Source organism: Acidovorax sp. K2F (genome assembly GCF_025246485.1).
GTDB classification, from domain to species: Bacteria; Pseudomonadota; Gammaproteobacteria; order Burkholderiales; family Burkholderiaceae_C; genus Acidovorax; species Acidovorax delafieldii.
This window is the reverse complement of the sequence record NZ_JAOBSQ010000061.1, coordinates 1-23,658: the sequence shown is the minus strand read 5'-3', so window position 1 is coordinate 23,658 and position 23,658 is coordinate 1. Positions and strand designations below refer to the sequence as shown.

The 23,658-nt window shown below is 61.0% G+C and carries 19 protein-coding genes; 14 read left to right on the top strand and 5 right to left on the bottom strand.

Annotated elements, in window-relative coordinates:
- The 4 genes from N4G42_RS24435 to N4G42_RS24420 form a co-directional block, all read right to left on the bottom strand.
- Positions 1 to 1,285: ATP-binding protein (locus N4G42_RS24435; RefSeq protein WP_260669017.1), on the bottom strand; the 1,285-nt coding region annotated here is incomplete at its 3' end.
- Positions 1,282 to 3,474 (bottom strand): transposase family protein, encoded by a 2,193-nt coding sequence (locus tag N4G42_RS24430; protein WP_260669016.1) that lies wholly within the window; start codon positions 3,472 to 3,474, stop codon positions 1,282 to 1,284. The genes N4G42_RS24430 and N4G42_RS24435, both read right to left, overlap by 4 nt.
- Positions 3,467 to 4,174 carry a TnsA endonuclease N-terminal domain-containing protein gene (locus N4G42_RS24425; protein ID WP_260669015.1) on the bottom strand — a complete coding sequence of 236 codons (708 nt, stop codon included), beginning with the start codon at positions 4,172 to 4,174 and terminating at the stop codon, positions 3,467 to 3,469. The genes N4G42_RS24430 and N4G42_RS24425 overlap by 8 nt, the downstream gene beginning before the upstream one ends.
- Positions 4,175 to 4,497: 323 nt before the next feature.
- Positions 4,498 to 5,997 carry an efflux transporter outer membrane subunit gene (locus N4G42_RS24420; RefSeq protein ID WP_260669014.1) on the bottom strand — a complete coding sequence of 500 codons (1,500 nt, stop codon included), beginning with the start codon at positions 5,995 to 5,997 and terminating at the stop codon, positions 4,498 to 4,500.
- Positions 5,998 to 6,090: 93 nt separating this feature from the next.
- Here N4G42_RS24420 and N4G42_RS24415 point away from each other — a divergent pair, with 93 nt between their 5' ends.
- From N4G42_RS24415 to N4G42_RS24390, 6 genes are all read left to right on the top strand, one after another.
- Positions 6,091 to 6,708, top strand: a complete 618-nt coding sequence (locus N4G42_RS24415; protein WP_260669013.1) for a TetR/AcrR family transcriptional regulator — start codon at positions 6,091 to 6,093, stop codon at positions 6,706 to 6,708.
- Positions 6,709 to 6,791: 83 nt separating this feature from the next.
- Positions 6,792 to 7,910 (top strand): efflux RND transporter periplasmic adaptor subunit, encoded by a 1,119-nt coding sequence (locus N4G42_RS24410; RefSeq protein WP_260669012.1) that lies wholly within the window; start codon positions 6,792 to 6,794, stop codon positions 7,908 to 7,910.
- Positions 7,907 to 10,993 carry an efflux RND transporter permease subunit gene (locus tag N4G42_RS24405; protein WP_260669011.1) on the top strand — a complete coding sequence of 1,029 codons (3,087 nt, stop codon included), beginning with the start codon at positions 7,907 to 7,909 and terminating at the stop codon, positions 10,991 to 10,993. The genes N4G42_RS24410 and N4G42_RS24405 overlap by 4 nt, the downstream gene beginning before the upstream one ends.
- A 41-nt stretch (positions 10,994 to 11,034) precedes the next feature.
- Complete coding sequence (locus N4G42_RS24400; protein WP_260669010.1) at positions 11,035 to 11,841, top strand: oxidoreductase; 807 nt, start codon at positions 11,035 to 11,037, stop codon at positions 11,839 to 11,841.
- Between the two features lie 93 nt (positions 11,842 to 11,934).
- The gene (locus tag N4G42_RS24395) at positions 11,935 to 12,486 is read left to right on the top strand and encodes a PaaI family thioesterase (protein ID WP_260669009.1); all 552 of its coding nucleotides are present in this window, start codon (positions 11,935 to 11,937) and stop codon (positions 12,484 to 12,486) included.
- Between the two features lie 96 nt (positions 12,487 to 12,582).
- Entirely contained in the window at positions 12,583 to 13,287 is a 705-nt protein-coding gene (locus N4G42_RS24390) for a Crp/Fnr family transcriptional regulator (protein ID WP_260669008.1), read from the top strand.
- A 51-nt stretch (positions 13,288 to 13,338) separates the two neighbouring features.
- On the opposite strand, the gene N4G42_RS24385 is transcribed toward N4G42_RS24390, so the two are convergent.
- Positions 13,339 to 13,623 (bottom strand): DUF4148 domain-containing protein, encoded by a 285-nt coding sequence (locus N4G42_RS24385; RefSeq protein ID WP_137747127.1) that lies wholly within the window; start codon positions 13,621 to 13,623, stop codon positions 13,339 to 13,341.
- Between the two features lie 679 nt (positions 13,624 to 14,302).
- Here N4G42_RS24385 and N4G42_RS24380 point away from each other — a divergent pair.
- The 8 genes from N4G42_RS24380 to N4G42_RS24345 all read left to right on the top strand — a co-directional run bounded on the left by N4G42_RS24380 (position 14,303) and on the right by N4G42_RS24345 (position 23,513).
- On the top strand, positions 14,303 to 16,315 hold the full coding sequence (locus N4G42_RS24380; protein WP_260669007.1) for an ATP-binding protein: 2,013 nt from the start codon (positions 14,303 to 14,305) through the stop codon (positions 16,313 to 16,315).
- Between the two features lie 38 nt (positions 16,316 to 16,353).
- On the top strand, positions 16,354 to 17,112 hold the full coding sequence (locus N4G42_RS24375) for a response regulator transcription factor (protein ID WP_108498877.1): 759 nt from the start codon (positions 16,354 to 16,356) through the stop codon (positions 17,110 to 17,112).
- A 204-nt stretch (positions 17,113 to 17,316) separates the two neighbouring features.
- Positions 17,317 to 18,522 carry an ABC transporter substrate-binding protein gene (locus tag N4G42_RS24370; protein ID WP_108498876.1) on the top strand — a complete coding sequence of 402 codons (1,206 nt, stop codon included), beginning with the start codon at positions 17,317 to 17,319 and terminating at the stop codon, positions 18,520 to 18,522.
- A gap of 119 nt (positions 18,523 to 18,641) precedes the next feature.
- Complete coding sequence (locus tag N4G42_RS24365) at positions 18,642 to 19,502, top strand: branched-chain amino acid ABC transporter permease (protein WP_056058931.1); 861 nt, start codon at positions 18,642 to 18,644, stop codon at positions 19,500 to 19,502.
- A 5-nt stretch (positions 19,503 to 19,507) separates the two neighbouring features.
- A complete protein-coding gene (locus tag N4G42_RS24360) occupies positions 19,508 to 20,518 on the top strand; it encodes a branched-chain amino acid ABC transporter permease (RefSeq protein ID WP_260669006.1) in 1,011 nt (336 codons plus the stop codon).
- Entirely contained in the window at positions 20,515 to 21,291 is a 777-nt protein-coding gene (locus N4G42_RS24355) for an ABC transporter ATP-binding protein (protein ID WP_056743894.1), read from the top strand. Before N4G42_RS24360 ends, N4G42_RS24355 begins: the two co-directional genes overlap by 4 nt.
- The gene (locus N4G42_RS24350; protein ID WP_260669005.1) at positions 21,288 to 21,989 is read left to right on the top strand and encodes an ABC transporter ATP-binding protein; all 702 of its coding nucleotides are present in this window, start codon (positions 21,288 to 21,290) and stop codon (positions 21,987 to 21,989) included. Before N4G42_RS24355 ends, N4G42_RS24350 begins: the two co-directional genes overlap by 4 nt.
- Positions 21,990 to 22,028: 39 nt before the next feature.
- The gene (locus N4G42_RS24345) at positions 22,029 to 23,513 is read left to right on the top strand and encodes a M81 family metallopeptidase (RefSeq protein WP_260669004.1); all 1,485 of its coding nucleotides are present in this window, start codon (positions 22,029 to 22,031) and stop codon (positions 23,511 to 23,513) included.
- Positions 23,514 to 23,658 lie beyond the last annotated feature (145 nt).

The window sequence follows — 23,658 nt, the reverse complement described above, 5'->3', positions numbered from 1 at the left end:
CAGTAGCCCCGTCGCCTGCAGCGTTTGTCAGCAGCGCATCCTTAGCTCCGAGCAACTGGCGGAGCGCCTGGTACCGTGGGCCGAAAATAAGGTCGTCAAAGGCGCGCAACTTACGAGGATCCTTGCTCCTTAAGGCGGCTATGGCCGGTTGCAGAAATGCTAAATCGGTAGCTGCGGTACGCTCAAATGCGGCGACATCGATGACCTCGCGCCCACCGATCTCGTTGCGCTGCGACAGGGTGAAGGCGAGTGCCGCGAACGCCGTGTTCCCTGCAGATGCCGCGTGCCAAGCGTCTAGGATCTCTTTCGTCAGCGACGTTTTCTTTTTGACATAGGTATAGTCCCAGTAAGTTTCGCAGAACTCCAGCCACTGCGGGTCTGTGCGAGCCATGGGGCGTAGAACTGTTTCGCCGTTGGATGCGAGCTTTCTGGCATTGCGGACGCTACCTTCGATGACAGATTGAACCGCTGGTGTTGCAAGGGCTAGCAAGCTGATCCCCAGCCGCTCAATGATTTCGCTGAAGAGGTTTAGCACGAATTCGGCATGCTGGCCTCGGGCACTGCGCAGGTTCTGGACTTCATCGATAACCATGAATCCAAGGGAAACGGCAGTGGCAACTCGGTTCATGAGTTCCACCATGGGCGCAATGTTGCGAATCGCGTTCGCTTGTCGAACGTAGTTGGTGCCGAGTAACTTGTCGATCTCGTCGAAGAACTGGATGCAGAGGCTTTTCAATGTGGCGTCATGCGGAACGCGAAGGACGACATAAACCACTTGATGGCATTTCAGCTCGTTTCCCTTGTACATTGTGTGCGCGATCACCTGGGGATAGCGCAGCAGATAGGAGAGTGCAAAAGTTGTCTTCCCCATACCGCTCACCGCCATCATGAAGTGCCCTTTGGCGGACGACTTCCAGTTAGCTGGAAACGGGAAACCGTCAGCACTGTTGGTCGCAAGGGCATGCCGCCGCTGCCGATCAATCACTGTCAATGGGTTGCGCGCTACATAGGTGTCTCGCATCATTGTCGCTAGCGCAATGCCCGCCTTTTGATACTCGGGGAACGGGAAGACGATGTCGTTGATCACCGACATTTCCATGATGCGTACGACCTCGCCGGCGCGCCGAGTAGCCGCAGTTGGCTTCGACGGATAGTGCGACAGCAGCGTCAGAAATTCGAGCTTGGTCTGCTCGAGCTGTGGTAAAGCTTCGATGAACGGGTTGCCTGCGAAGCGACTGACGCCCGTATCGCGATAGTCGGCGGGGTGGATTTCTACTTTGCTCAACGCTTGTTCCTATGCTGTCTGATCAATGCAAGATTGCGCAGGCGCTCTTCTTCCTCCAAGCGAGCCCAGCCAGCTGTTGCTGTAGGGCCTTCCGTCTGCGGGTTCTCTTGGTTTGGTGCTGACGGCTTGCCGAGCAGCCTTGTCTTCATGCGAGCAGTCTCCTGCGCTCGGACCGCCATTTGGTCCGCTTTAGGTAGCTTTGCCGCTGTTGAGCCGCCTTTGCGTGAAGGCGATCGCTTCTCGTTCTTTGCTGTCAAGCGCGCAATCCTCCCCTCATGCTCGGCACGGGCCCATAGACGCGATGTGCGGGTTGCTAGCGCCTCTTCCTCGTCGAGAGACAGGCCTGCAATCTCCTTGGCTGTTCCCTCTGTCATCACGAAGCGAGCCCAGTTTCCTTGGTCGCTCGGCACCATGACCTCTGTCGGAAAAGTCTTGTCCAGCCGGATTACGACTGCCTTCGCGCGGCCGGTCGAGCGACGCGCCAATTCCACAGCCTGCTCGTTATCGGGAAGGTAGGGGCGACCCTTGTAGCTGAGCACGCCATTTGAAATACTGGCCTTGTCGCTGCTCAGCAGTAAACGGTAGTAATCGTCCTCGCTGAGTGGCGCTGATCGCAGGGCTGTAATGTTCTTCAGCCCCCAAAGATAAGCGTCTCTGGGAGTTGGAGGAACCCCGGCCTGGGTCAAAACGCGACGGCGTCGCAGTGTTCGATGTGGGCGGTTGTTGTGGTCCTCGATGATGTCGACGAGCAGCCGATAGGCTTCGGCCAGCGTGCGAACGGCGCCAGCCTCAGCTTTCCGAGCTGTTCTCTTGGTCCTCGGATCCATCGGACGGTCTGCGTATACGCCTTCCATGCCTGATGCAGCCATCCGCCGTTTTACTTCGCGAATTAACCGCTCCACGATGGCTTTGCCGTCAGGACACAGGGGCGGAAGCGGCGTAAGGTCAATGCGCAAATCGTTGACGACGCTCTGTTCCATGGAGTCGCTCATGAAGTCTGAGCCACGGTCGGGACAGATGGCAGCCGGCATGCGGCCGACTGGCCAGCGGACGTCGGTGACGTTAACGCCCAGCCGTTTGAAGCGCGCTTCCCGTGAGGTGAAGGCAATGAGCAACGCGTGACGCACTTCCTCGTAGGACGCAGAGCGCAGTGAAAGGTAGACCGACACAACAAACCGGCTCCAACGGTCGATGAGCAAGTAGATTGTTGGCTTGCCGACCTGCACCGGCGGGTCGTCGTCTGAGACCAAGTGAATGCGGCCACCCGTGGCGTCGATTTCGTATATCTCACCGGGCCCCGCCGCGCGTACCGAGCCGAGATATCCAGGATTGCGCTGATGGGTGCGCATGTTCCTTGCAAGTTCGTCTGTGAAGCGAAGGTGCTCATCAATATAGTAGCGAAACTGCCTCGCGGTGACGGGCTCAGGCGCTTCGCTGGCGATGTAGCGGGCGTAGATCGCCGGATGACGACGACGAAACTCTACGGCCAAATATTCTTCGTGCGCGGTCGTCTTGAATGCCGGTCCCTTTGATAGGAGGCGTTGGAAGCAGGCCTCCATGTCCTTGATGTCTTCTGGACCCACGATGAATTCGTTGCGTCCCAATTCGTCGGCCAACGCAGATTGGCGGCCCCGTCGCTTAGGGGGAGGGGCGTTACTGTCAGTAGAAGCTGTGTACGACGCTTGCCCTGGCTTAACGCCGGGAGGCAACGACAGCAAGGCCAGACGCGTGCCACCGAAGTAGTAATACCTCAGAATGGTTCGGAGCAACGTTGTCTGGCTGGTTTCCGTCTCTTCGGCACGCTGGCGGATAAGCGCGGTGAATGAGTTCCGGGATAAGTTCGTCTTGCGTTTGAAGGCCTGGATAAGAGGTTCGACCAGCGACCACGCGGTCTCGAGTTGAGTCGAGCGCTCGCTCCCCTTCGTCGGCTCGTTGGTCAACGCTGCCGGAAGGACCAGCTTTCCCCAGGCGGAAGAGGTCGTTTCAGCGAGCTTCTGAAGCTCGCTGAGCGACATTGACATTGGCCGCCTAGCATATCTGGCGCCCTCCGGCGCGCCTACCCACATGACATAGACGCAGTCGTTGAAGACGTGGGTCAAGCGCAGATAGCGATTGCCGGCCTCTCCGACGCGAAGTACCAGACCAGGAGACGGCGCTGGGCTGCCCGCAATCACCTGGAATTCAGACATCGAACGCCTCCGTCCGCAGCACGACTGGGGCGTTCAGTGCCAAGGGGTGCACTAGAGACGGCTGAATTCGGTTGGACCAAGCGCAATAGCGGAACGCGTCTTCCATGACAGTGACCGGCTGCCTAAGCAGCTTCGACAACTTCGCCAGCAACTCGCCTAGCGGCAGATTGGGCGAGTAGGCAGCGGCAAACTGTTCCACGAATCGATCCTCTAACGAAGAATCCGAGACGTATCGATGCCGAAACCATGTGCGCATGAAGCGTAGGGTCTCCAGCATCGTCTTGTCGAATTGCGTGGTGTCTACCAGCGTCCAAGGAATACCGCGTTCGAGACACCACGCGTGTTCTACCGCGAGCCGCTGCCGAACGAAGGGGTCGTGGGCGTCTTCGGGCGACTTGACGCTGGCGGCTCGGTACCTGAGCTCTCCATCCACTCGTTCGGTGATCAATAGGTCGATAGTAAAGGGTTCCGGGTATCCACCTCGCGCGGTATGTCGCACGCCGAACCGCTCGCACAACTCAAGCGTTCGATCAAAGTCAAGAATGGGCCACTGCTCTCGAAGGTCGACCGTGCAGGCTCGTCGCTCAATGAGGAAAAAGTAGATCGCCTCAAGTTCCGACAGCAGGTGATGGGATCTGCCCGTAGAAACGCCCCGGGTTATGGCGGATGTGCCCTTGGATGGGACTTCACGAACCTTCAACCAAGGAACGTAAAACGAGCCCGAGCCGACGCCACGGCGACGTTTGATGCGAGCTCTTAGGTGTGGCGGATAGAGAAGAGGGTTTGGCTTCCAGTGCACTCCCTAATTTTGCACGAAATTTGTCGAAAATATCCGTAAATTTAGTAAATCAAAGACCTGTTACCCGTACATAGAACCTGTAAGGGTTCAGTGCACCCTGTACCGTTGGGTTCCAAGCGCCTCAGTTGAGGCGCTTTTTTGTCAAATCACCAAGCTATGGGAGAGTTGGATGGGCTGCTTCAGGCTGATTGCAGTCGTTCGCAGCATGGACTACGAACGGCTGCTCATGAGCGGGTTTTGACGCTCGAATAGGTGGGCACCTCAACCGTGGGAGGCGTTGTTGTATATAAATTTGCCTCCCACCCGCCTCCCAGCGCCTTGAAGATGGCCACGGCCGAGCGGGCGGATTCCGTCTGCGCCTGCACGCGCGCCTCGGCCGCGCGCAGCAAGGTCTCATCAGCGTGAAGAACCTCGATCAAGCTGACGACGCCTTTTTGGTACGCCGAGAATGATGCGGCGCGCGCGTGACCCAGCGAATCGAGCCCGCTGGACAAAACCGCCACCTGCTCCTGCCGCCGGGCAAGGGAAGACAGTGCGTTCTCCACGTCCTCCGTGGCCTTGAGGGCTGCCAGCCGGTAGGCGGCCAACATCTCTGCCTCTTGCCCCTTGGCTTGTTCAATCTGCGCGTTGATACGAGCAAAGTCGAAAAGGCGCCAACGCAGCCCGAGCACGCCCGTGGCCTGGCTGGCGCCGCCCGAGAACAGGTTGCCGCTGGAGACAGACGTTGCACTCCCCACCAGGCCGCTGAGAGACAGCTTGGGGTAGTACTCCGAGATGGCAGCGCCAATGCGCGCATTGGATGCCGCCAGGCGGCGCTCGGCAACGATGAGGTCCGGCCTGCGTCTGAGCAGGTCACTCGGTGACCCCGTCGCGATGCTTTGGGGCGTGCTGGGGATGTTGCCCGGTGCGATGAGTTCTGCGCGGTGGGTGCCTGGGGGCGTTCCCAAGATCACATCCATGGCATTCATCGCTGTGTCCAGGGACGCATCCAACACAGGAATGGCTGCTTGAGCTTGTGAGAGCGCGCCTTCCGCCTGCCGCACCTGGAGTTCTGCCGCAAGGCCTTTGCTATGCAGCAGCCGGATTTTGGACAGCAGGTCCTGCTGAGTCTGTACCTGTTGGCGGGCCACGTCCCGGCGGGCCTGCAGGCCACGCACGGTGATGTAGATGTCTGCCGTCTGTGCCGCCACGGCCAGCCGGGTGGCCACCGCGCCTGCTTCCGAGGACTGGTATTCGGCCGTGGCCGCTTCCCGCCCCCGGCGCAGGCCCCCAAACACATCCAGTTCCCAGCTGGCGCCCAGATTGGCCTCGTAGGCGCTGCCATACCGGTCAAAACCTGGCATCGAACTCAGGACCTGCCCCAAAGGCGTTTGCACGGACTGGGAGGCCCGTGCTGCCTGCCCTGACGCGGCGGCAGGCGGCAGCAGTGCGGCGTCGGCAGCGCCCAGTCCCGCACGCGCCTGGGCCACACGGGCAGCGGCTTGCGCCAGATCCAGGTTTTGCTGCAGCGCCAGCGACACGAATTGCGTCAACTGCGGGTCGCCAAAGCTGGACCACCAGTGGGCCAGATCTGGGGGTGCCTTCTCCAGCGGTTGCTCTCTGATGGCCCGCTCCTGGAACTGCCCAGGCAGGGCGAAAGGGGGGCGAACATAGTCCGGCCCCACGGCACAGCCAGCGGACAGGCTGGCCACAAGAAGGGCGGCGAGGGTGCGTTTGTGCAGCATGGTGTTTTCCGGTCACTAGGGTATAGAGTTGTGACCATAATACCAAATGGTCACTAGTTGTCTAGTGTGTGAGACTGTCGTAAGCTGCACCCCATGACCAAAACCAGCCATCCCACCGCCGCAGGCCGGGGCCCTGCGGACCACGAGGTGCGAAACCAGATCGTGATCGCCGCCACAGAGCACTTCAGCCGTTACGGCTACGAAAAAACCACCGTGTCTGACTTGGCCAAGGAAATCGGTTTTTCCAAGGCCTATATCTACAAGTTTTTCGAGTCCAAGCAGGCCATTGGCGAGATGATTTGTGCGAACTGCCTGAGCGATATCGAGAGCGAGGTCCGGGCGGCCGTGGCCCAGGCCGATCGGCCGCCCGAGAAGCTGCGGCGCATGTTCAAGGCCATTTTGGAGTCGAGCCTGCGTCTCTTTTTTCAGGACAGAAAGCTCTATGAGATTGCCACCTCGGCGGCGACCGAACGCTGGCAGTCCACCATCGTTTACGAGGAGCGGCTTCAGGCGCTGTTGCGGGATGTTTTGCAGGAAGGCCGACAGACTGGCGACTTCGAGCGCAAGACGCCGCTGGATGAAACCACTGCCGCCATCCATCTGGTGATGCGGCCCTACCTCAACCCCCTGATCCTCCAGCACAGCCTGGACTATGCCAATGAGGCGCCCGCCCAGCTGTCCAGTCTGGTTCTGCGTAGCCTCTCCCCGTGATCCACAAATCATTTGTGACTATTGACTAATTTGGTCACAAGAATCACAATGAAAGTCCCGATTCATTCGCACAAGGGACTTTCATGCTTCGGCCTCGCCTCGCCACCCTGTTTTTCGTTTCTGCCTTGCCGTTGGCGCTGGTCGCTTGCGGCGAAAAGGCATCTTCCGACCCCCGCACCCAGGCGCCGCTGGTGCGGGCCGCCGTCGTTCAGGAGGCCACTGCTTCCACCCGGGCGTTCACGGGCACCGTAGCGGCGCGGGTGCAAAGCGACCTGGGCTTTCGCGTCCCTGGCAAGGTGCTGGAGCGGCTGGTGGATGTTGGGGAGACTGTCAAACGCGGCCAGCCGCTCATGCGCATCGATGCGGTTGACTTGAAGCTGGCTGCCCACGCCCAGCAAGAGGCCGTGGCCGCTGCGCGTGCCCGAGCACGCCAGACGGCGGACGATGAAGCGCGCTATCGCGACCTGCGCGGCACCGGCGCCATCTCTGCCACCGCTTACGACCAGGTGAAGGCAGCGGCAGACGCCGCCCAGGCGCAGCTCAGCGCCGCCGAAGCCCAGGCCGATGTCTCCCGCAATGCCAGCCGTTACGCCGAGTTGGTGGCCGATGGCGACGGCGTTGTCGTGGAGACATTGGCCGAGCCCGGCCAGGTGGTGAACGCCGGGCAACCCGTGGTCCGCCTGGCCCACGCAGGACGCCGCGAGGCGCTCATCCAGTTACCCGAGACCTTGCGTCCCGCCATCGGGTCGCAGGCGCAAGCCACCTTGTTCGGCAATGACGGCCTCACCGTCCCGGTCAAGCTGCGGCAGCTGGCCAGCGCGACAGACCGGGTGACGCGCACCTTCGAGGCCCGCTACGTGCTGGAAGGCGATTTGGCCAACGCGCCCCTGGGCACCACGGTGGTGGTGCGCATCGCAGACAACAAAGCCTCTGCGGCGGCGGGCTTGCAAGTGCCCATCGGTGCTTTGTTCGATGCGGGCAAGGGCCCGGGCGTTTGGGTGATTCGCGGTGAACCGGCTAAGGTGGCCTGGCAGCGGGTGGTCGTTCAGCGCCTGGACGATGCGGGTGCTTATGTAACGGGCCAGATCAAGCCTGGGGAGCGTGTTGTCGCCCTGGGTGCGCACCTGCTCCGTGAAGGTGATTCGGTCCGGCTGGCCGATATGGCGGCTGCAGCCGCTGCGACCGAAGGAGCACGTCCGTGAGCGAAGGCCGTTTCAACCTGTCGGCGCTGGCAGTGCGCGAGCGCGCGATCACCCTGTTCCTGATTTTCCTGATCTCTGCGGCAGGCATTCTGGCCTTCGCCAAGCTCGGGCGGGCTGAAGACCCGCCTTTCACGATCAAGCAGATGACGATCGTCACGGCCTGGCCCGGCGCCACGGCACAAGAGATGCAGGACCAAGTCGCAGAGCCCCTGGAAAAGCGCATGCAGGAACTGCGCTGGTACGACCGCTCGGAAACCTTCACCCGCCCTGGCCTAGCGTTCACCATGGTGTCGCTGCTCGACAGCGCACCGCCCTCGCAGGTGCAGGAAGAGTTCTATCAGGCCCGCAAGAAGATCGGCGACGAGGCCCGAAGGCTGCCTGCGGGCGTCATCGGTCCCATGGTCAATGATGAATATGCCGACGTGACCTTTGCGCTGTTCGCTCTTAAAGCCAAGGGTGAGCCGCAGAGGCAACTGGTGCGCGATGCCGAGGTGCTGCGCCAGCAACTGCTGCACGTGTCGGGCGTCAAGAAGGTCAACATCATCGGGGAGCAGTCCGAGCGGATCTTCGTCTCGTTCTCTCATGATCGGCTGGCCACGCTCGGCGTGTCACCGCAGGACATTTTTGCTGCCCTTAACAGCCAAAACGTGCTGACCCCCGCGGGCTCCATCGAAACCCAAGGGCCGCAGGTCTTTGTGCGCGTGGATGGCGCGCTCAACACGTTGGAGAAGATCCGGCAGACCCCCATCGTTGCGCAGGGGCGGACGCTGAAATTGTCGGATGTCGCGACCGTCGAGCGCGGCTACGAAGACCCTGCCACGTTCCTGGTGCGCAACGGCGGCGAGCCAGCCCTGCTGCTGGGCGTGGTGATGCGCGACGACTGGAATGGGCTAGATCTGGGCAAGTCGCTGGAGGCCGAAGTCACCCAAATCAACGCCGAACTCCCCATGGGCATGACGCTGACCAAGGTGACCGACCAGGCCGTCAACATCGCCTCGGCGGTAGACGAATTCATGGTCAAGTTTTTTGTCGCCCTGCTGGTGGTGATGGTGGTGTGCTTTGTCAGCATGGGCTGGCGTGTGGGCATCGTGGTGGCTGCCGCTGTGCCGTTGACGCTGGCGGCAGTATTCGTGGTCATGGCTGCCTCTGGCAAGAACTTTGACCGCATCACGCTGGGCTCACTCATCCTAGCCCTGGGCTTGCTGGTGGACGACGCCATCATCGCCATCGAAATGATGGTGGTGAAGATGGAAGAGGGTTATGACCGTGTGGCCGCCTCGGCCTATGCCTGGAGCCATACGGCGGCGCCCATGCTTTCGGGCACGCTGGTCACGGCCATTGGCTTCATGCCCAATGGCTTTGCACGCTCCACGGCAGGTGAATACACCAGCAACATGTTCTGGATCGTGGGCATTGCATTGATCGCGTCGTGGGTGGTGGCCGTGGTGTTCACGCCGTACCTGGGCGTCAAGCTGTTGCCCAACCTCAAAAAAGTAGAGGGCGGGCACGACGCCATCTACGACACGCCGCGCTACAACCGGTTTCGCCAGCTGCTCGGCTGCGTCATTGCGCGCAAGTGGATCGTGGCGGCCTCCGTCGTCACGCTCTTTGTGGTGTCGGTGCTGGGCATGGCCGTGGTCAAGAAGCAGTTCTTCCCCACGTCTGACCGGCCGGAAGTGCTTGTCGAGGTGCAGATGCCCTATGGCACTTCCATCGAACAAACCAGCGCCGCCACGGCCAAGGTCGAGGCCTGGCTCGCGAAGCAGGACGAGGCCAAGGTGGTGACCGCCTACATAGGCCAAGGCGCGCCGCGCTTCTTCCTGGCCATGTCGCCAGAGCTGCCGGATCCATCGTTCGCCAAAGTCGTGGTGCTCACGGGCAACGACAAGGAGCGGGAGGCCCTCAAGCTCAGGCTGCGCCATGCCGTGGCCGATGGCCTGGCGCCGGAGGCACAGGTGCGCGTCACGCAAATCGTGTTCGGGCCGCCTTCGCCCTTCCCGGTGGCTTACCGGGTCATGGGGCCCAACCCCGACAAGCTGCGCGCAATTGCTGCCGAGGTTGAGGCTGTGTTGCAGGCCAGCCCGATGATGCGCACCGTCAACACGGACTGGGGCCCGCGCGTCCCGACCCTGCACTTCACACTCGACCAGGACCGCCTGACGGCCGTGGGGCTCAGCTCCAGCGCCGTGGCCCAACAGCTGCAGTTCTTGCTGAGCGGCGCACCGCTGACAGAGGTGCGCGAAGACATCCGCTCGGTGCAGGTCGTGGGCCGGGCCGCTGGCGATGTCCGCCTGGACCCCGCGAAAATTTCTGGACTGTCGCTGGTGGGATCTAGCGGGCAGCGCGTCCCGCTGTCGCAGGTGGGCAAGGTCGATGTGCGCATGGAAGATCCCATCCTGCGTCGTCGTGACCGCACGCCGACGATCACGGTGCGTGGCGATATTGCTGAAGGTCTGCAGCCGCCGGACGTGTCTACCGCCATCACCCAGCAGCTCCAGCCCATCATGGACAAGTTGCCGGGCGGCTACCGCATCGTCGAAGCGGGCTCCATCGAAGAGGCCGGCAAGGCCACCGTCGCCATGCTGCCGATCTTCCCCATCATGCTGGCGGCGACCCTGCTCATCATCATCCTGCAGGTCCGCTCGATTTCGGGCATGGTCATGGTCTTCCTGACTAGCCCGCTGGGCCTGATCGGCGTGGTGCCCACGCTGCTCCTGTTCCAGCAGCCTTTCGGCATCAATGCCCTGGTGGGTTTGATTGCGCTGTCGGGCATCTTGATGCGCAACACGCTGATCCTGATTGGGCAGATCCGCGAGAACGGAGTGGCCGGTCTGGACCCCTTCCGCGCCGTGGTAGAAGCCACTGTGCAACGTGCCCGCCCGGTGATCCTCACCGCCCTGGCCGCGATCCTGGCGTTCATCCCGCTCACGCATTCAGTGTTCTGGGGAACGCTGGCCTACACCTTGATCGGCGGCACGCTGGCCGGCACGGTGCTCACGCTCGTGTTCCTGCCTGCGATGTATTCGATCTGGTTTGGCATCCGGCCCGCTCGTTCTTCCGCCGCATCCCCAGCATCCGCCTGATTCTTCCACTGCACATCCCTCCTACAAAAAAAGGAACTGCCATGTCGAAATCCAAAGTTGTCGTTGTCACCGGCGTTTCATCGGGCATCGGTCGTGCTGCGGCCATACAGTTTGCCCAGCAGGGCTGCCGGGTCTTTGGCACCGTGCGCAACGCCGCCAAAGCGCACGCCATTCCCAACGTGACGCTCATTGAGATGGACATCCGCGACGAGGTATCGGTGGAGCGCGGCATCCAGACCATCATCGCGCAAGCCCAGCGCATCGACGTGCTGGTCAACAGCGCGGGCGTGACCCTGCTGGGGGCAGCGGAAGAAACTTCGGTCGAGGAAGCCAAGACGCTGTTTGAAACGAACCTCTTCGGCATCTTGCGCGTGATCAAGGCCGTGTTGCCCCACATGCGCGCACAGCGCTCCGGCCGCATCGTCAATGTAAGTTCGGTGCTCGGCTTTTTGCCCGCGCCCTACATGGCGCTCTACTCGGCGTCCAAGCACGCGGTTGAAGGGCTGGCCGAGACACTGGACCATGAGGTGCGCCAATTCGGTATCCGCGTCTCGCTGGTCGAGCCTTCCTTCACCAAGACCAACCTGGATCTGAACGCGCCCCAAACGGTCGCCCGGATCGCTGACTACAGCGACGAGCTGGAAATCGTGTCGAAAGCGATCCAGAGCAATGTGCTGAAGGCGCCCCCGCCCCAGGGAGTAGCCGACTCCATCGTCCGAGCCTCACTCGGGGCCTGGAAGATGCGCCACACACCCAAAGGCGAGGCATCGCTGCTGGCCAAGCTGCGCCGTTTCATGCCTGCAGGCCCTGTGGGAAAGGGCCTGCGCAAATCTTTCGGGCTGGCGTAAGAGCTGACAACGATCCCCTCCCGCAGCCGCTGGCGGCAAGCCCGCCACGGTATGCGGCAAGTGCACTGCCTTGTGACTCAACTGGAGAGCATCATGATCAACGAAAACAAACCCACAGACTGGGCCACGCAGCAGTCTGACGCCGTACAACGCATGCGCGAAGGCGGTGGCCTGCCAGGTCTAGCCCGCGCGGAACAAATCGCAGGAAAGAGTGGCCGCCAGATCCTCAAAGCCATGGAGGCTGGCGAGCTGCCCTACCCGCCGATGAACGACACCATGAACCTCGCCTTGCTGGAGGTTGGCGAAGGCCGCGCCGTGTTCCAGGGCATCCCGCTGCTGGCGCACTACAACCCGCTGGGCAGCGTGCATGGGGGCTGGTTTGCGTCGCTCCTGGACTCTGCGCTGGGTTGTGCAATTCAGTCCGCGCTGCCTGCGGGGTGGTCTTACACCACGGCCGAACTCAGCATCAAGATCGTGCGGTCTGCATCCCACAAAACCGGCCCGCTGCGGGCCACTGGCAGGCTGGTTCATTGCGGTGATCGGCTCGCGACTGCCGAAGCCCGCGTCGAGGATGAGCACGGCAAACTGTATGCCCACGCCACGACGACATGCCTAGTCTTCGACTTGTCGAAGCGCGATGCTTAGCTCAGTTTGCATTTGGTCTATTAGGCCGCCGTCACGTTCGTGCCCGGATCGCCCCACGCGCCAAGCCGGAGTTCGCTCGGCAGCCAAGAGACAGCCATGCTATCCGTGAAAGACAGTCCGTTGGAGGTTGCAGTACGCAGGCTCAAGGTGTGCCACCTCTTCGCCGGAATGGATGAATCGAAGCTCTCCGAGGTAGCTCGCCAGTGCAGTTGGCAACAACTAGACACGGGACACATTGCGAGAGGCCGATCCCAGGAAACCTTCTTTATCGTCTGCCAAGGCAAGATGCGCGTTTCAGCCTTGTCTCCGAACGGTCGAGAGCTACTCATTGCGGACTTTGACCAAGGCGAGCATTTCGGGGTCATCGGCGTGCTGGGGGCGAGTGCCGCCTCGTTACAGGCTCATGCCCTGGAGCCGTCGTTATTGGCCTGTCTGCAACGTGCCGACTTCATGAGGCTGGTTCAGCAGAATTCCCTGTTGGCTGAGCGTGTGCGCGAATCGCTTCAGATTGCCGCAGAGCAATTGATCAGTCGGCTTGTCGAGATGGGCGTCCTAAACATCGCAGGGCGACTCTATAGCTGTTTGCTGGAGATGGCGCGACAGACTGGCATTACGGACAACTGTGCCGCCATCGTGCCAGCGCCGCACCACTCTGAACTGGCGACCCGGATTGCAGCATCGCGCGAAGAGGTGAGTCGCGAGCTGGCTCGGCTACGAAAACTGGGGCTCATCACGTCCACACGCGAAAAACTCTTGCTGAACGATGTAGCAGCGTTGGAGCAGCGACTTCAGAATCTTTGAGTGGAGCACGGGCAGTGAGAAGCGGTTCAAAGCCCGCTTCTCACGTACCGGTCAAAGTTCGCCGGACGAAATCCGGCCCTGGCGCAGAGCCTCGGCGGCAGCAGCGCTGACCGCTGTACGGTCAGCCTTTGATTGATATGCCAAAGCCTGGGAGCCTGCGGGATGCACGCTACGTGTCTTGACCACAGTGGCGGCCTCGGCAGCGACTTCCGCGCGCGTGCGTTGGGTCTCAAATTTCAACGCGTACTGCGAAGCATCTGCTTCGTCAGCCTGAGCGCCAAAGGATGTGAATACCGCGATGGCAGAGATAGAAAGAATGCGAAGAGTCGTGTTCATGATGGTTCCTCAGTGAATAAGCGCGCCGAAAGCGTCCCACTTCCCACAAGGATGTCCATCGCGTCATGCGCATGGCCTGTCTTGGTGCGTTGTCTACTTCCTAGCGCTGAGGAAATTCTCATTCTTGGGTCTACGAAGGTCTGTGTGATTTCTCACGTGAACTGCAACGCGAACTCAAGGCTGGACACTGCGGAACAGGCGACCTGGAGATCGCGCTCGCGAATCAAATAGACGTTGATGCTGTTAAGCCGCTGATCACGATGGCGTATGAAGGGCGCTGACCGCTTTCCGCCGGACAGAGGACGCTGAGTCCATCATGTTCGGGTGACCGCAATCGCTGCGTAACTGGCATTCCTGATAGCAGTAGGCAGAGTCACTGCTGCACTGACAGAGGGAAGAAGCAGACACCATGTGGTCTATCTAAATGCCTGAGCAATTGCCGTTCTCGGCCAGGCAAGCGACGGAAGACGGCGATGACCGGTTCTACAGTACGTGAACTGAACTTGGCATCCGAAGACACTGCGCATAGGCGCACCGTAAGGTTGAGTCGCATTGGGGGCGACAAACAAAGGTTCAAGGCCCCGCGTTGAGTACATGTGATTGAATCCGAGGCAACGCGCCGAACCGCGCGCACAGGCGTGTCTCTGCGGTGCACCGCCTGTACACCCCCGATCTCCCAATGTTCACTCGCCGTCTTGCCCTGCGCACTTTCCTGACACTTGCACTGTTGGCGGTGTTGCTGCCCCTGGTGCTTGCCAGCAGCAGTTTGTTTTATCGCTCTGCTACGGGTGCCATGGAAGAGTTCGCGCTGCAATTGGCTGACGAGGTCTCAGGCAGGGTCCGCGAAAAGGTGGTCTCCTTCTTTGATGTGCCGCAGCGCGTAGTCGCTTTCAATGTCGAGCAAGTGCGCGCCGGATATCTGATGGTTCAGCAACCTGACGTGTTGATGCGCCAGTTCATGCTGCAGATCGACCAGCAACCCCAACTGACCTTCATATCCATGGGCATGCCTGATGGTCAGTACTACGCCGGCAGCCGTCCCCCTTTGGGGGAGGACCGCGCTTTGCGCATGCTGCGCGCACGGATCAGTGATGGCCGGGCCATGGAGGTTTTGCGTATCGACGCCGTGAGTCGCGAGCCAACGCTGATTTCCCGCAGCGAGGTGGGCTTTGATGCACGTACCCGTCCGTGGTACCAGTCAGCGATTGCCAATGATGGGGTCGCGTGGTACGCGCCTTATCGCTACATGATCAACGATGTGCAAGGCGCATATGCCGCAATTGGCATGGGGATTTCAGCTCCCGTCCGCTCACGCGATGGCAGTTTGATCGGGGTGGTCACCGCCGATGTGGCGCTGTCCCAGCTCAACGAGTTTCTGGCCGCGCTGGCCTCCGAGTCCGGGGGCAGGGCCTTTCTGGCCGAGGACTCGGGAGAACTGCTTGCAATGTCCTCGCACCATCCGTCTGCAGGTGTATCGGCTTTGGTGGATGGGCAGCGTGTGCGCATCGACCAAAGCCACGACCCCGTGATGCGTGCGTTGGGGCAGCACATCCTGCAGAGCGGTCAACGCGAGGGAAACCGATTCATGGATGTGGACGGTGTGCGCCACCTGGCGCGTTGGTGGACGCATGCGCTGGATCGCGGTCCTGTGCTGACGATGGCGATCATCCTGCCTGAGAGCCGCTTCAACACGCCGTTGCGGGGAGTGCTACGCAACACGATCTACACCACGCTGGCCGTCTTGCTGGCTTCAGTGCTGTTCTCGGTATTTGTGGCCAGCCGGTTGGTGAGACCCTTGCAGGTACTCAGTGACTGGGCAGTAAGACTGACCCAGTCCGACTGGAATGCCCAGGCGCCGAAATCCAGCCCTATTCGCGAGTTACGATCTCTGGCGGATTCCATGGGCTACATGGCAGGGCATTTGAAGGAGCATGCCGAAGATTTGGAGCAAATGGTCGCACAACGCACCCAGGAGTTGGAGAGTGCTGTGGCCTCCATTGAGCAGACGCTGACCGACCAGCGCCATTTCATCGCGATGCTGTCCCATGAGGTACGTTCTCCACTGGCGGTGATCAACACCGCCGGGCAGTTGCTTGCGCTGCGCTCCAAGGATGTGCCTGCGCAGCTGGCATTGGCGCAGCGCATCCTGCGGGGCTCGGCGCGATTGAGCTACTTCTTTGACAACTGCCTGACCCAGGACCGCATTGATAGCCACAACTTTGCGGTAGAGCCAGTACCCGTTGACGTGGGAGAGTTGTGCCTGTGGGTAACAGAAAACGGTGGCCAACTGTCTGCCGAGCACCCGCTGTACCTGACGGTGGAACCCGGGTTGCCATCATTGAATGGCGACCCCGTGCTGTTGCGCGTGATGCTCATGAACGTGCTGTCGAACGCATTCAAGTATTCCGAGGTGGGGGCAGCGGTGTCTTTTAGCGTGTATCAGCAAGAGGGCCAGTGCCGTTTTGTCATTGAGGACGAAGGTCCTGGCATTCCGCTGGAAGAGCAAACGCTGGTGTTTGAGAAGTACCGCCGCGGCCGTACGGCAGAGGGCAAACCCGGTGCCGGACTGGGGCTGGCTTTGGTAAAACGGATCGTTGACTTGCATGGTGGGGCTGTCCAGCTACAGGCCGTCCAACCCCAAGGCACTCGCTTTGTGATCGACATTCCGTTGAACGTGACACCGGTGGCCTGAATGTTGCATTCCGGACAGGTGCCGGAGGTATTCGCAACATGACCCAATCCAAGCCCAGCATTGCTATCGTAGAGGACGACTCCGATCAACTGCACAGCATCGAGGAATTCTTGCTCGACTCGGGCTATAGCGTTTGGGGTGCGGGTAGCGCCGAGGCGTTTTACAAAGGGTTCACCGTTCAGCCGGTCGATGTGGTTCTCTTGGACCTGGGGCTTCCCGGAGAGGATGGCCTCAGCGTGGCGTCGCTACTCAAGTCCAGACCCGAGGTGGGGGTGATCATCCTCAGCGCCCGAGATTCACTTGACGATCGCCTGGCAGGAATGCGTGCTGGGGCAGATCGTTACCTGGTCAAGCCGGTCAACCTGCTGGAGTTGGCCGCCAATATTGACGCTACGGCGAGCCGACTTGCCCCCAGGACAGCCGTAGACCCCGCAGGATCGCTGATTGCTGCGACCATACCTGTCGCAAAGGCGGCGTGCTGGGTGCTGGCCATGAAGGACTGGGTACTGTCATCGCCGCAGGGCAAGTGTCTGCCACTGACGACCCACGAGTTCATGTTCTTGCAGCAACTCCTGCGAGCGGATGGCCAGCCCGTGTCCAAGCGCGACCTCAGCACTCACCTGTTTGGTGCTCGTGCCCAAAACGGGGCTGAACGGCTCAACTTGCTTCTCACGAGGCTGCGCAAAAAGGCGGCGGAAGCGTTTTCTGAACCTCTGCCGGTCAAGACGCTGCACCAGATTGGCTACGCCTTTACAGCCTCAGCACAGCTCGTGCAGGACACTCAACGGCTGCATTGACACTCCCGTGATCATGTTGAAGCGGCGCTAAACCAGACGGGGAGCGCGCCGCGGTTTGGCCGCGCCAGCAACGAAAGCGTGCTGGGTTAACCCTGTGCTTGCATGAATCCAAATGAAAGATTTGGAAAGATCAGGAAGGTGGTTTCTTGGACACCATGGAGGTGGCAACTCTTGATCTCCCACTTCTACTCACTGGAGTCCTCCATGCAACGTCGTCATCTTCTGCAAGTCTCGGCACTGAGTGCGCTGTCCGCCTCTATCGGCCTGACCCGCAGCGCCTTTGCGCAGGCCCCGGGCGCCATTCAGTTTGGCTGTCCGGTACCGATGTCCGGTCCTTTTGCGGCCAACGGAAAGTTCGCCGACATGGGGATGCGACTGGCCATTGAGCAATATGGCAAAGCCCTCAATCGCCCGCTGGCCTACACACTCCTGGACACAGAGGGCAAGCCCGCTACAGCCGTGCGCAAGGTGCAGGAAGCAGCCCAGCAGCAAGGGGCTCGATTCTTCGCGGGCGGCATCCTTTCGGGCGAGGCCCTGGCCATGGGCAAGGAGGCCGAGAAGGCTGGCGGCCTGTTTGTGACCACGGCAGGGGCCGATGAAATCACTGGGTCGGACTGCAATGCTGCGACCTTCCGTTGGTCGGTACCCACTTTCGGCGCCGTCGAGCAGACGGTGCGCCCGCTGATCGATTCCATGCCTAAGGCCAAGCGCTGGTACACCATCACACCGCAGTACGTGTTTGGCGATGGCCTGCTGTCGGCTGCCAAGAACATCTTCAAGGAAAAGGGGATCGAGCATGTGGGTAACAGCTACCACTCGCTGACCGAGAAGGAGTTCAGCGGCTACATCACCAATGCTCTGGCCGCAAAGCCCGATGTCCTGCTGCTGCTGAACTTTGGCGCGCAATGTGCCGACACGCTTCGCCAAGCCGTGAGCTTTGGTATGCACAAGAACATGACGATCCTGGTGGCCTGGGCCTCTGGTTTGGAGCAGTTCGAATCGCTGGGCGCTGACCTTTGCGACGGTATCTACTTTGGCGCTCAGTACTGGCACACGGTGGATTCCGAACTCAACCGCGATCTTGTCAAACGCACCAATGACAAGCTCAAGATGAACCCCAACTACAGCCTGGCGGGCTCCTATATCTGCACAAAGCTGCTGATCGACGGAATCATCAAGGCCGGATCCGTGGAGCAAAAAGCCGTGATCGCCGCACTGGAGGGCCACAAATACCAGGGTCTGACCGGTGAGGAAGAGGTGCGAAAGGCGGACCACCAGGTGCTCAAGAACTACTACCTGCTCAAGGGCAAGGCCAAGTCCAAGATGAAGAACAAGGACGACTACGTGGACGTACTCAGTTCGGGCAAGTCGTTCCTGCCTATCGACCAGACGGGCTGCAAGCGCGCCTGACCCTCGCGGCGTCCGCCGGGCTGGGCATAGCCCCATGCGCGCGCTGTGGCCGCCCCTTTTTTTGAGAACCCCAGCGGCATCGACAGGGTGCGGCTGGTGGTCGTTCGGCCGAGCACTTTATGAACATTTACCTTCTACAGGTCATCAATGGAATCGGCATTGGCATGCTGTATTTCCTGTTGGCGGTGGGCCTGTCCATTGTTTTTGGATTGCTGCGATTCGTGAACTTCGCGCACGGGGCGTTCTACCTGATCGGAGCGTATTTTTGCTACCAGATGACGCGATGGGGCATGAGCTTCTGGTTGGCTCTGGTAGTGGTGCCGCTGGTGGTGGGGGCGATTGGCTGGGCCACGGAAAAGCTGGTCCTGCGCCACGTGTATGCCTCGGACCATGAGTTTCACATCCTCGTGACGGTGGGTCTGGCACTCGCAGTCCAGGAGCTTGTGATCCTGCAATGGGGCCCACTGGGTGATAGCGTGGCGGTTCCCGACGCGCTGCAGGGAGTGGTGATGTGGGGCAGTTTCATCTACCCGAAGTACCGCCTGTTCGTGATCGGCTTTACTTCGGTGCTGGCAGTGCTGCTGTGGTGGGTTCTTGAGGGCACGCGACTCGGTAGCGCTGTGCGAGCAGGCAGCGAGTCGACCGAGATGGTCTCGCTGCTCGGCATCAATGTGCTGCGTATTTTCAGCCTGGTATTTGGTTTGGGCGCAGCCACCGCTGCACTGGCCGGCGTGCTTGCATCTCCCATCCGTGGAGCAGAACCCTTCATGGGCATTGAAGCCCTGGCGGTAGCCTTTGTCGTGGTGGTCGTGGGGGGGCTGGGCAGTTTCAGTGGCGCATTGCTGGGCGGATTGATGATCGGCATTGTGCAAAGCGTCATGAGCACGCTATGGCCAGAAGGGGCCCGCCTGATGATCTATGTGGCCATGGCGGCGGTGCTGCTACTGCGTCCCCACGGCCTGCTGGGCCGCAAGGAGTGAACCCTATGAAGAAATACACGCATTTTCTGTTTGCAGCAGTGGTGGTGGTGGCCATGCCGTTGCTGATGCAGTCGGGCTCCTTGGCTAGCGAGGTACTCATCTTTGCGCTGGCGGCCATGGGTTGCAATCTGCTGCTCGGCTTCACCGGCTTGCTATCGTTCGGGCAGGGCATCTTCTTTGGTCTGGGCAGTTACACCGTTGCCTTGCTACTCACCCGCTGGCCTGTTCCCATGCCGCTTGCGTTGCTGCTCGCCACAGTCATGGGAGCGCTCGGGGCGGCCGTGGTGGGCTGGGTGGCCATTCGCCAGCGTGGCACCTACTTTGTGATGCTGACCTTGGCCTTTGCGCAGATGTTCTATTTCATTGCCTATACGGCTACCGGCTTGACGGGGGGAGACAACGGGTTGATGGATATCCCTCGTCCCAATGTGTCCATCCTGAGCTTTGACCTGTGGACGTTGGCGTCGCCCTGGCAGTTCTATGGTTTTGTTTCGCTGATTTTTTTGGTGGTGTTCTGGCTGCTGCTCAAGGTGTCACGCTCCACATTCGGGCGAACCTTGCTGGCAGTGCGGGACAACGAAGAGCGTGCGGCTGCCATTGGCTACAACCTCAGGCTGCTCAAGCTGCAGGCGTTTGTGATCTCGGGCGCTGTCACCGGTCTCGCGGGGGCGCTGCATGCCATGATGACCGGCCTGGCTCCGCTGTCCAACGCGGAGTACCACACCAGTGAAATGATCCTGGTGATGACCGTTATTGGCGGGACGGGCAACCTGTTTGCCTCGCTGCTGGGATCAGCGTTCTACCTGCTGCTGGCCGACTGGCTGTCTCAACTGTGGCCGCGTTGGCTCTTGCTGCTGGGCATTGCATTGATGGCCGTGAGCCTCTGGATGCAGCGCGGGCTGTGGGGCCTGGGTGAAACGGTCTGGAATCGGCTGCAAGGGCATCGCAAACAGTCGGCTGGCACGGTGGTGACGCCATCGGGAGCTGCAGTTCCTGCGAAAGGAGAACAGGCATGAGCCCAAAAACCCCGATCTTGTTGGAAGCCATTGATGTCGAGAAGCACTATGGCAAGTTTGCAGCGCTGGGCGGTGTAAGTCTCCAGGTGCGTGCGAATACCGTGCATTCGGTGATTGGCCCCAACGGTGCTGGCAAGACCACGTTGTTCCACATGCTCACCGGCACCAAGGCAGTCAGTGGAGGCCGGATTCTTTTTGATGGACAGGATGTCACCCATGAGCCAGACCATCGGCGGGTGCAGCGAGGCATTGCGCGTTCATTCCAGGTGACCAGCCTGTTCTTGAGCTTGCCCGTGCGTGAGAACCTGCGCCTCGGCGCACAAGGCGTACAGCCTGCACGCGCCCTGAATCCTTGGCACGAGCCGGTAGGGGCGCGTGCGCAGTCGCAGGTGGTTGACGCCGTTCTGTCCAAGGTGGGACTGGAGAACCTCGCGGACACCCCCGCTGGCAATCTTTCGCATGGCCAGCAGCGCCGGCTGGAAGTGGGCATGGCCCTGGCTGCACGGCCGAAGGCCATCTTCCTGGATGAGCCCACGTCTGGCATGGGCATCGATGACCTGGACGACATGAAGCGCTTGATCAAGAGCCTGCGCGACGAACACACGGTGGTCTTGATCGAGCACAACATGAACATCGTGATGGATATCTCGGACACCGTGACGGTGATGCAGCTGGGGCGCGTGCTGGCCGAAGGCATGCCACACGACATACGCAGCGACGAAAGGGTGCGGACTGCGTACTTGGGCAACATGATCACAGGGGGCAAGGCATGATTCTCGATGTTGACAACCTGCATGCCCACTACGGCAAAAGCCATGTGCTTCAGGGTGTGTGTTTCACGGTGGGTAACGGCGAACTGGTCACCCTGCTGGGGCGCAACGGCTCAGGCAAGACCACCACACTCAAGAGCATTGCCGGGGTAGTCGCTCCCACGCAGGGCCGATTGGCATTTGCCGGCAAACCGCTGCAGGGTCAGGCTTCGCATGTGATCGCCCGGCAGGGGGTGTGTCTGGTACCGGAGCACCGGGGCATCTTCAAGCTGCTGACCGTGGAAGAGAACCTGATGCTGGGCCTGCGAAAAAGCTCACCCTGGCAACTGGACGACGTGTACCGCATTTTCCCCAGGCTCAAGGAGCGCAAGCGTAACGGCGGTGGGCAGCTCTCCGGCGGCGAGCAGCAAATGCTCGCGATCGGCCGCGCGCTGATGAACGACCCCAAGTTGCTCATGTTGGACGAGCCCGTGGAGGGGCTGGCTCCCGTGATCGTGGAGGAAATCGTGGCCCAGCTCAAGACCATCAAGGCCGCAGGCGTTGCCATCTTGCTGGTGGAGCAGAACCTGGAGGTCTGCACGCAACTGGCCGACCGCCATTGCATCCTGGAACAAGGACGCATCGTCTACACAGCCGACAACGCAAGCTTTCTTGCCGATGAAGAGGTCAAAGACCGTTATCTGGGCGTGGGCTTGGCCTGAGCTCTGGCCCATCCCGCATTGAATCCCGAAGGGCGTTTCATGAAGTTTCTGATTGCTCGTCTTAACCACGAGACCAATACCTTTTCTCCGGTACCCACGCCCTTGAAGGCGTTTGCGCCCGAGTACGACGCGGCGGCCTTCCATGCCAACTTCGGCATGCGAACGGCGATGGCGGCTTTCATTGATGCAGCAAAGCGGGTAGGGGCGCAGTGCGTGACGCCCGTCTCCGCCACGGCAAACCCCAGCGGGCCAGTAGATGCCGACGCCTACCGCCAGTTGACGGACCGCATCGTCGCCGCAGCGGTGGGTTGCGATGCCATCCTGCTCGATTTGCATGGCGCGATGGTGGCGCAGAACACACCGGACGGGGAAGGAGACCTGCTTGCCCGGGTGAGGGCAGCTGCGCCTGGCGTTCCGTTGGGCGTAGCTCTGGACCTGCACGGCAACATCACGCAGAAGATGGTCGATAACGCCGATGTGATGGTGGGGTTCAAGACCTACCCGCATGTGGACATGTACGAGACGGGCGAGCACGCGGCACGTCTCGTATTGCAGATGTTGCAGCAAGGCACGCGCTATGCCGTGCGCTGGCGACAGTTGCCCCTGCTCAGTCACACCCTGCGCAGCACGACCTTGGGTGGCGCTATGGCCGCCGCCGTGTCATCGGCGCGGCAGGCCGAAGTGGAGGGTGTGCCGGCCATGACCATCTTTGCAGGCTTCTCCTTGGCCGACATCGCCGCACCATGCGTGAGCGTAGTGGCCACGGCGGAATGCACTGCCGAGGGTGAAGCGCTGTGCGCCGCTGCGCTGGACCGCGTGGCTGCCCAGATCTGGGCGGAACGTGAAGGCTACGTATATGCCAGCGAGCCCTTGGCCGAAGCCTTCGTTCGGGCGCAGCGCATGGCCGAAGGAGCGGGCAAGCCCGTGCTGCTGCTGGATCACAGCGACAACTGCATGTCCGGAGGAACCTGCGACACCATGGACGTGCTGCAGGCCGCCTGGCAGCATGGCCTGACTGGTATCGCCACGGGGCCGCTGTCTGATCCGGAGGCCGTTGAGCAGCTCGTGGCGGCCGGTGTGGGCGCGCAGGTGTCGGTGCGCCTGGGCAACAAGGTGCCGCTGGCTCGGCTGGGCATTGTCAAAGAGCCCGTGCTGGTGCAGGGCACAGTGCGTGCCATCAGCGACGGCAGCTACACCGTGACGGGCCCGATATACACCGGCCAGCGCTGCTCCATGGGGCGTGCCGTCTGGCTGGATGCCGGCGGCACGCAGATCGTGGTGGTTGAGCAGCCGCACGAACCGTGGGATCTGGGCGTTTTTTCTTGTGTGGGCCTGGACCCCGCGGCATATCGCTACCTGCTGCTCAAGTCGCGCATGTACTGCCGACCGGTCTTTGTGCCGCTCTCTGCTGGATTGGTGGAGTGCGATAGCCCCGGCGTAACGAGCTCGGACTACCAGCTGTTCCCGTTCGAAAACCTGCGCCAGCCCGTCTACCCGCTGGGCGACGTGCTCGCATATCCCTGACTGAGCTATATCTCTGGAGAACCCCATGGACACGAAAGTCAAACCCGACATCGAGAACCTGCGCATCAACGGCGAGCGCCTGTGGGCATCGCTGATGGAGCTGGCGCAGATCGGCGCCACCCCCAAGGGCGGCGTGTGCCGCTTG

Excerpts from the sequence above, each read along its gene's own strand:
- N4G42_RS24395 (WP_260669009.1), top strand. The coding sequence starts at position 11,935 with ATGATCAACGAAAACAAACCCACAGACTGGGCCACGCAGCAGTCTGAC.
- N4G42_RS24420 (WP_260669014.1), bottom strand. The coding sequence starts at position 5,997 with ATGCTGCACAAACGCACCCTCGCCGCCCTTCTTGTGGCCAGCCTGTCC.
- N4G42_RS24430 (WP_260669016.1), bottom strand. The coding sequence starts at position 3,474 with ATGTCTGAATTCCAGGTGATTGCGGGCAGCCCAGCGCCGTCTCCTGGT.
- N4G42_RS24345 (WP_260669004.1), top strand. The coding sequence starts at position 22,029 with ATGAAGTTTCTGATTGCTCGTCTTAACCACGAGACCAATACCTTTTCT.
- N4G42_RS24400 (WP_260669010.1), top strand. The coding sequence starts at position 11,035 with ATGTCGAAATCCAAAGTTGTCGTTGTCACCGGCGTTTCATCGGGCATC.
- N4G42_RS24365 (WP_056058931.1), top strand. The coding sequence starts at position 18,642 with ATGAACATTTACCTTCTACAGGTCATCAATGGAATCGGCATTGGCATG.
- N4G42_RS24360 (WP_260669006.1), top strand. The coding sequence starts at position 19,508 with ATGAAGAAATACACGCATTTTCTGTTTGCAGCAGTGGTGGTGGTGGCC.
- N4G42_RS24355 (WP_056743894.1), top strand. The coding sequence starts at position 20,515 with ATGAGCCCAAAAACCCCGATCTTGTTGGAAGCCATTGATGTCGAGAAG.
- N4G42_RS24375 (WP_108498877.1), top strand. The coding sequence starts at position 16,354 with ATGACCCAATCCAAGCCCAGCATTGCTATCGTAGAGGACGACTCCGAT.
- N4G42_RS24410 (WP_260669012.1), top strand. The coding sequence starts at position 6,792 with ATGCTTCGGCCTCGCCTCGCCACCCTGTTTTTCGTTTCTGCCTTGCCG.
- N4G42_RS24390 (WP_260669008.1), top strand. The coding sequence starts at position 12,583 with ATGCTATCCGTGAAAGACAGTCCGTTGGAGGTTGCAGTACGCAGGCTC.
- N4G42_RS24380 (WP_260669007.1), top strand. The coding sequence starts at position 14,303 with ATGTTCACTCGCCGTCTTGCCCTGCGCACTTTCCTGACACTTGCACTG.
- N4G42_RS24415 (WP_260669013.1), top strand. The coding sequence starts at position 6,091 with ATGACCAAAACCAGCCATCCCACCGCCGCAGGCCGGGGCCCTGCGGAC.
- N4G42_RS24370 (WP_108498876.1), top strand. The coding sequence starts at position 17,317 with ATGCAACGTCGTCATCTTCTGCAAGTCTCGGCACTGAGTGCGCTGTCC.
- N4G42_RS24350 (WP_260669005.1), top strand. The coding sequence starts at position 21,288 with ATGATTCTCGATGTTGACAACCTGCATGCCCACTACGGCAAAAGCCAT.
- N4G42_RS24385 (WP_137747127.1), bottom strand. The coding sequence starts at position 13,623 with ATGAACACGACTCTTCGCATTCTTTCTATCTCTGCCATCGCGGTATTC.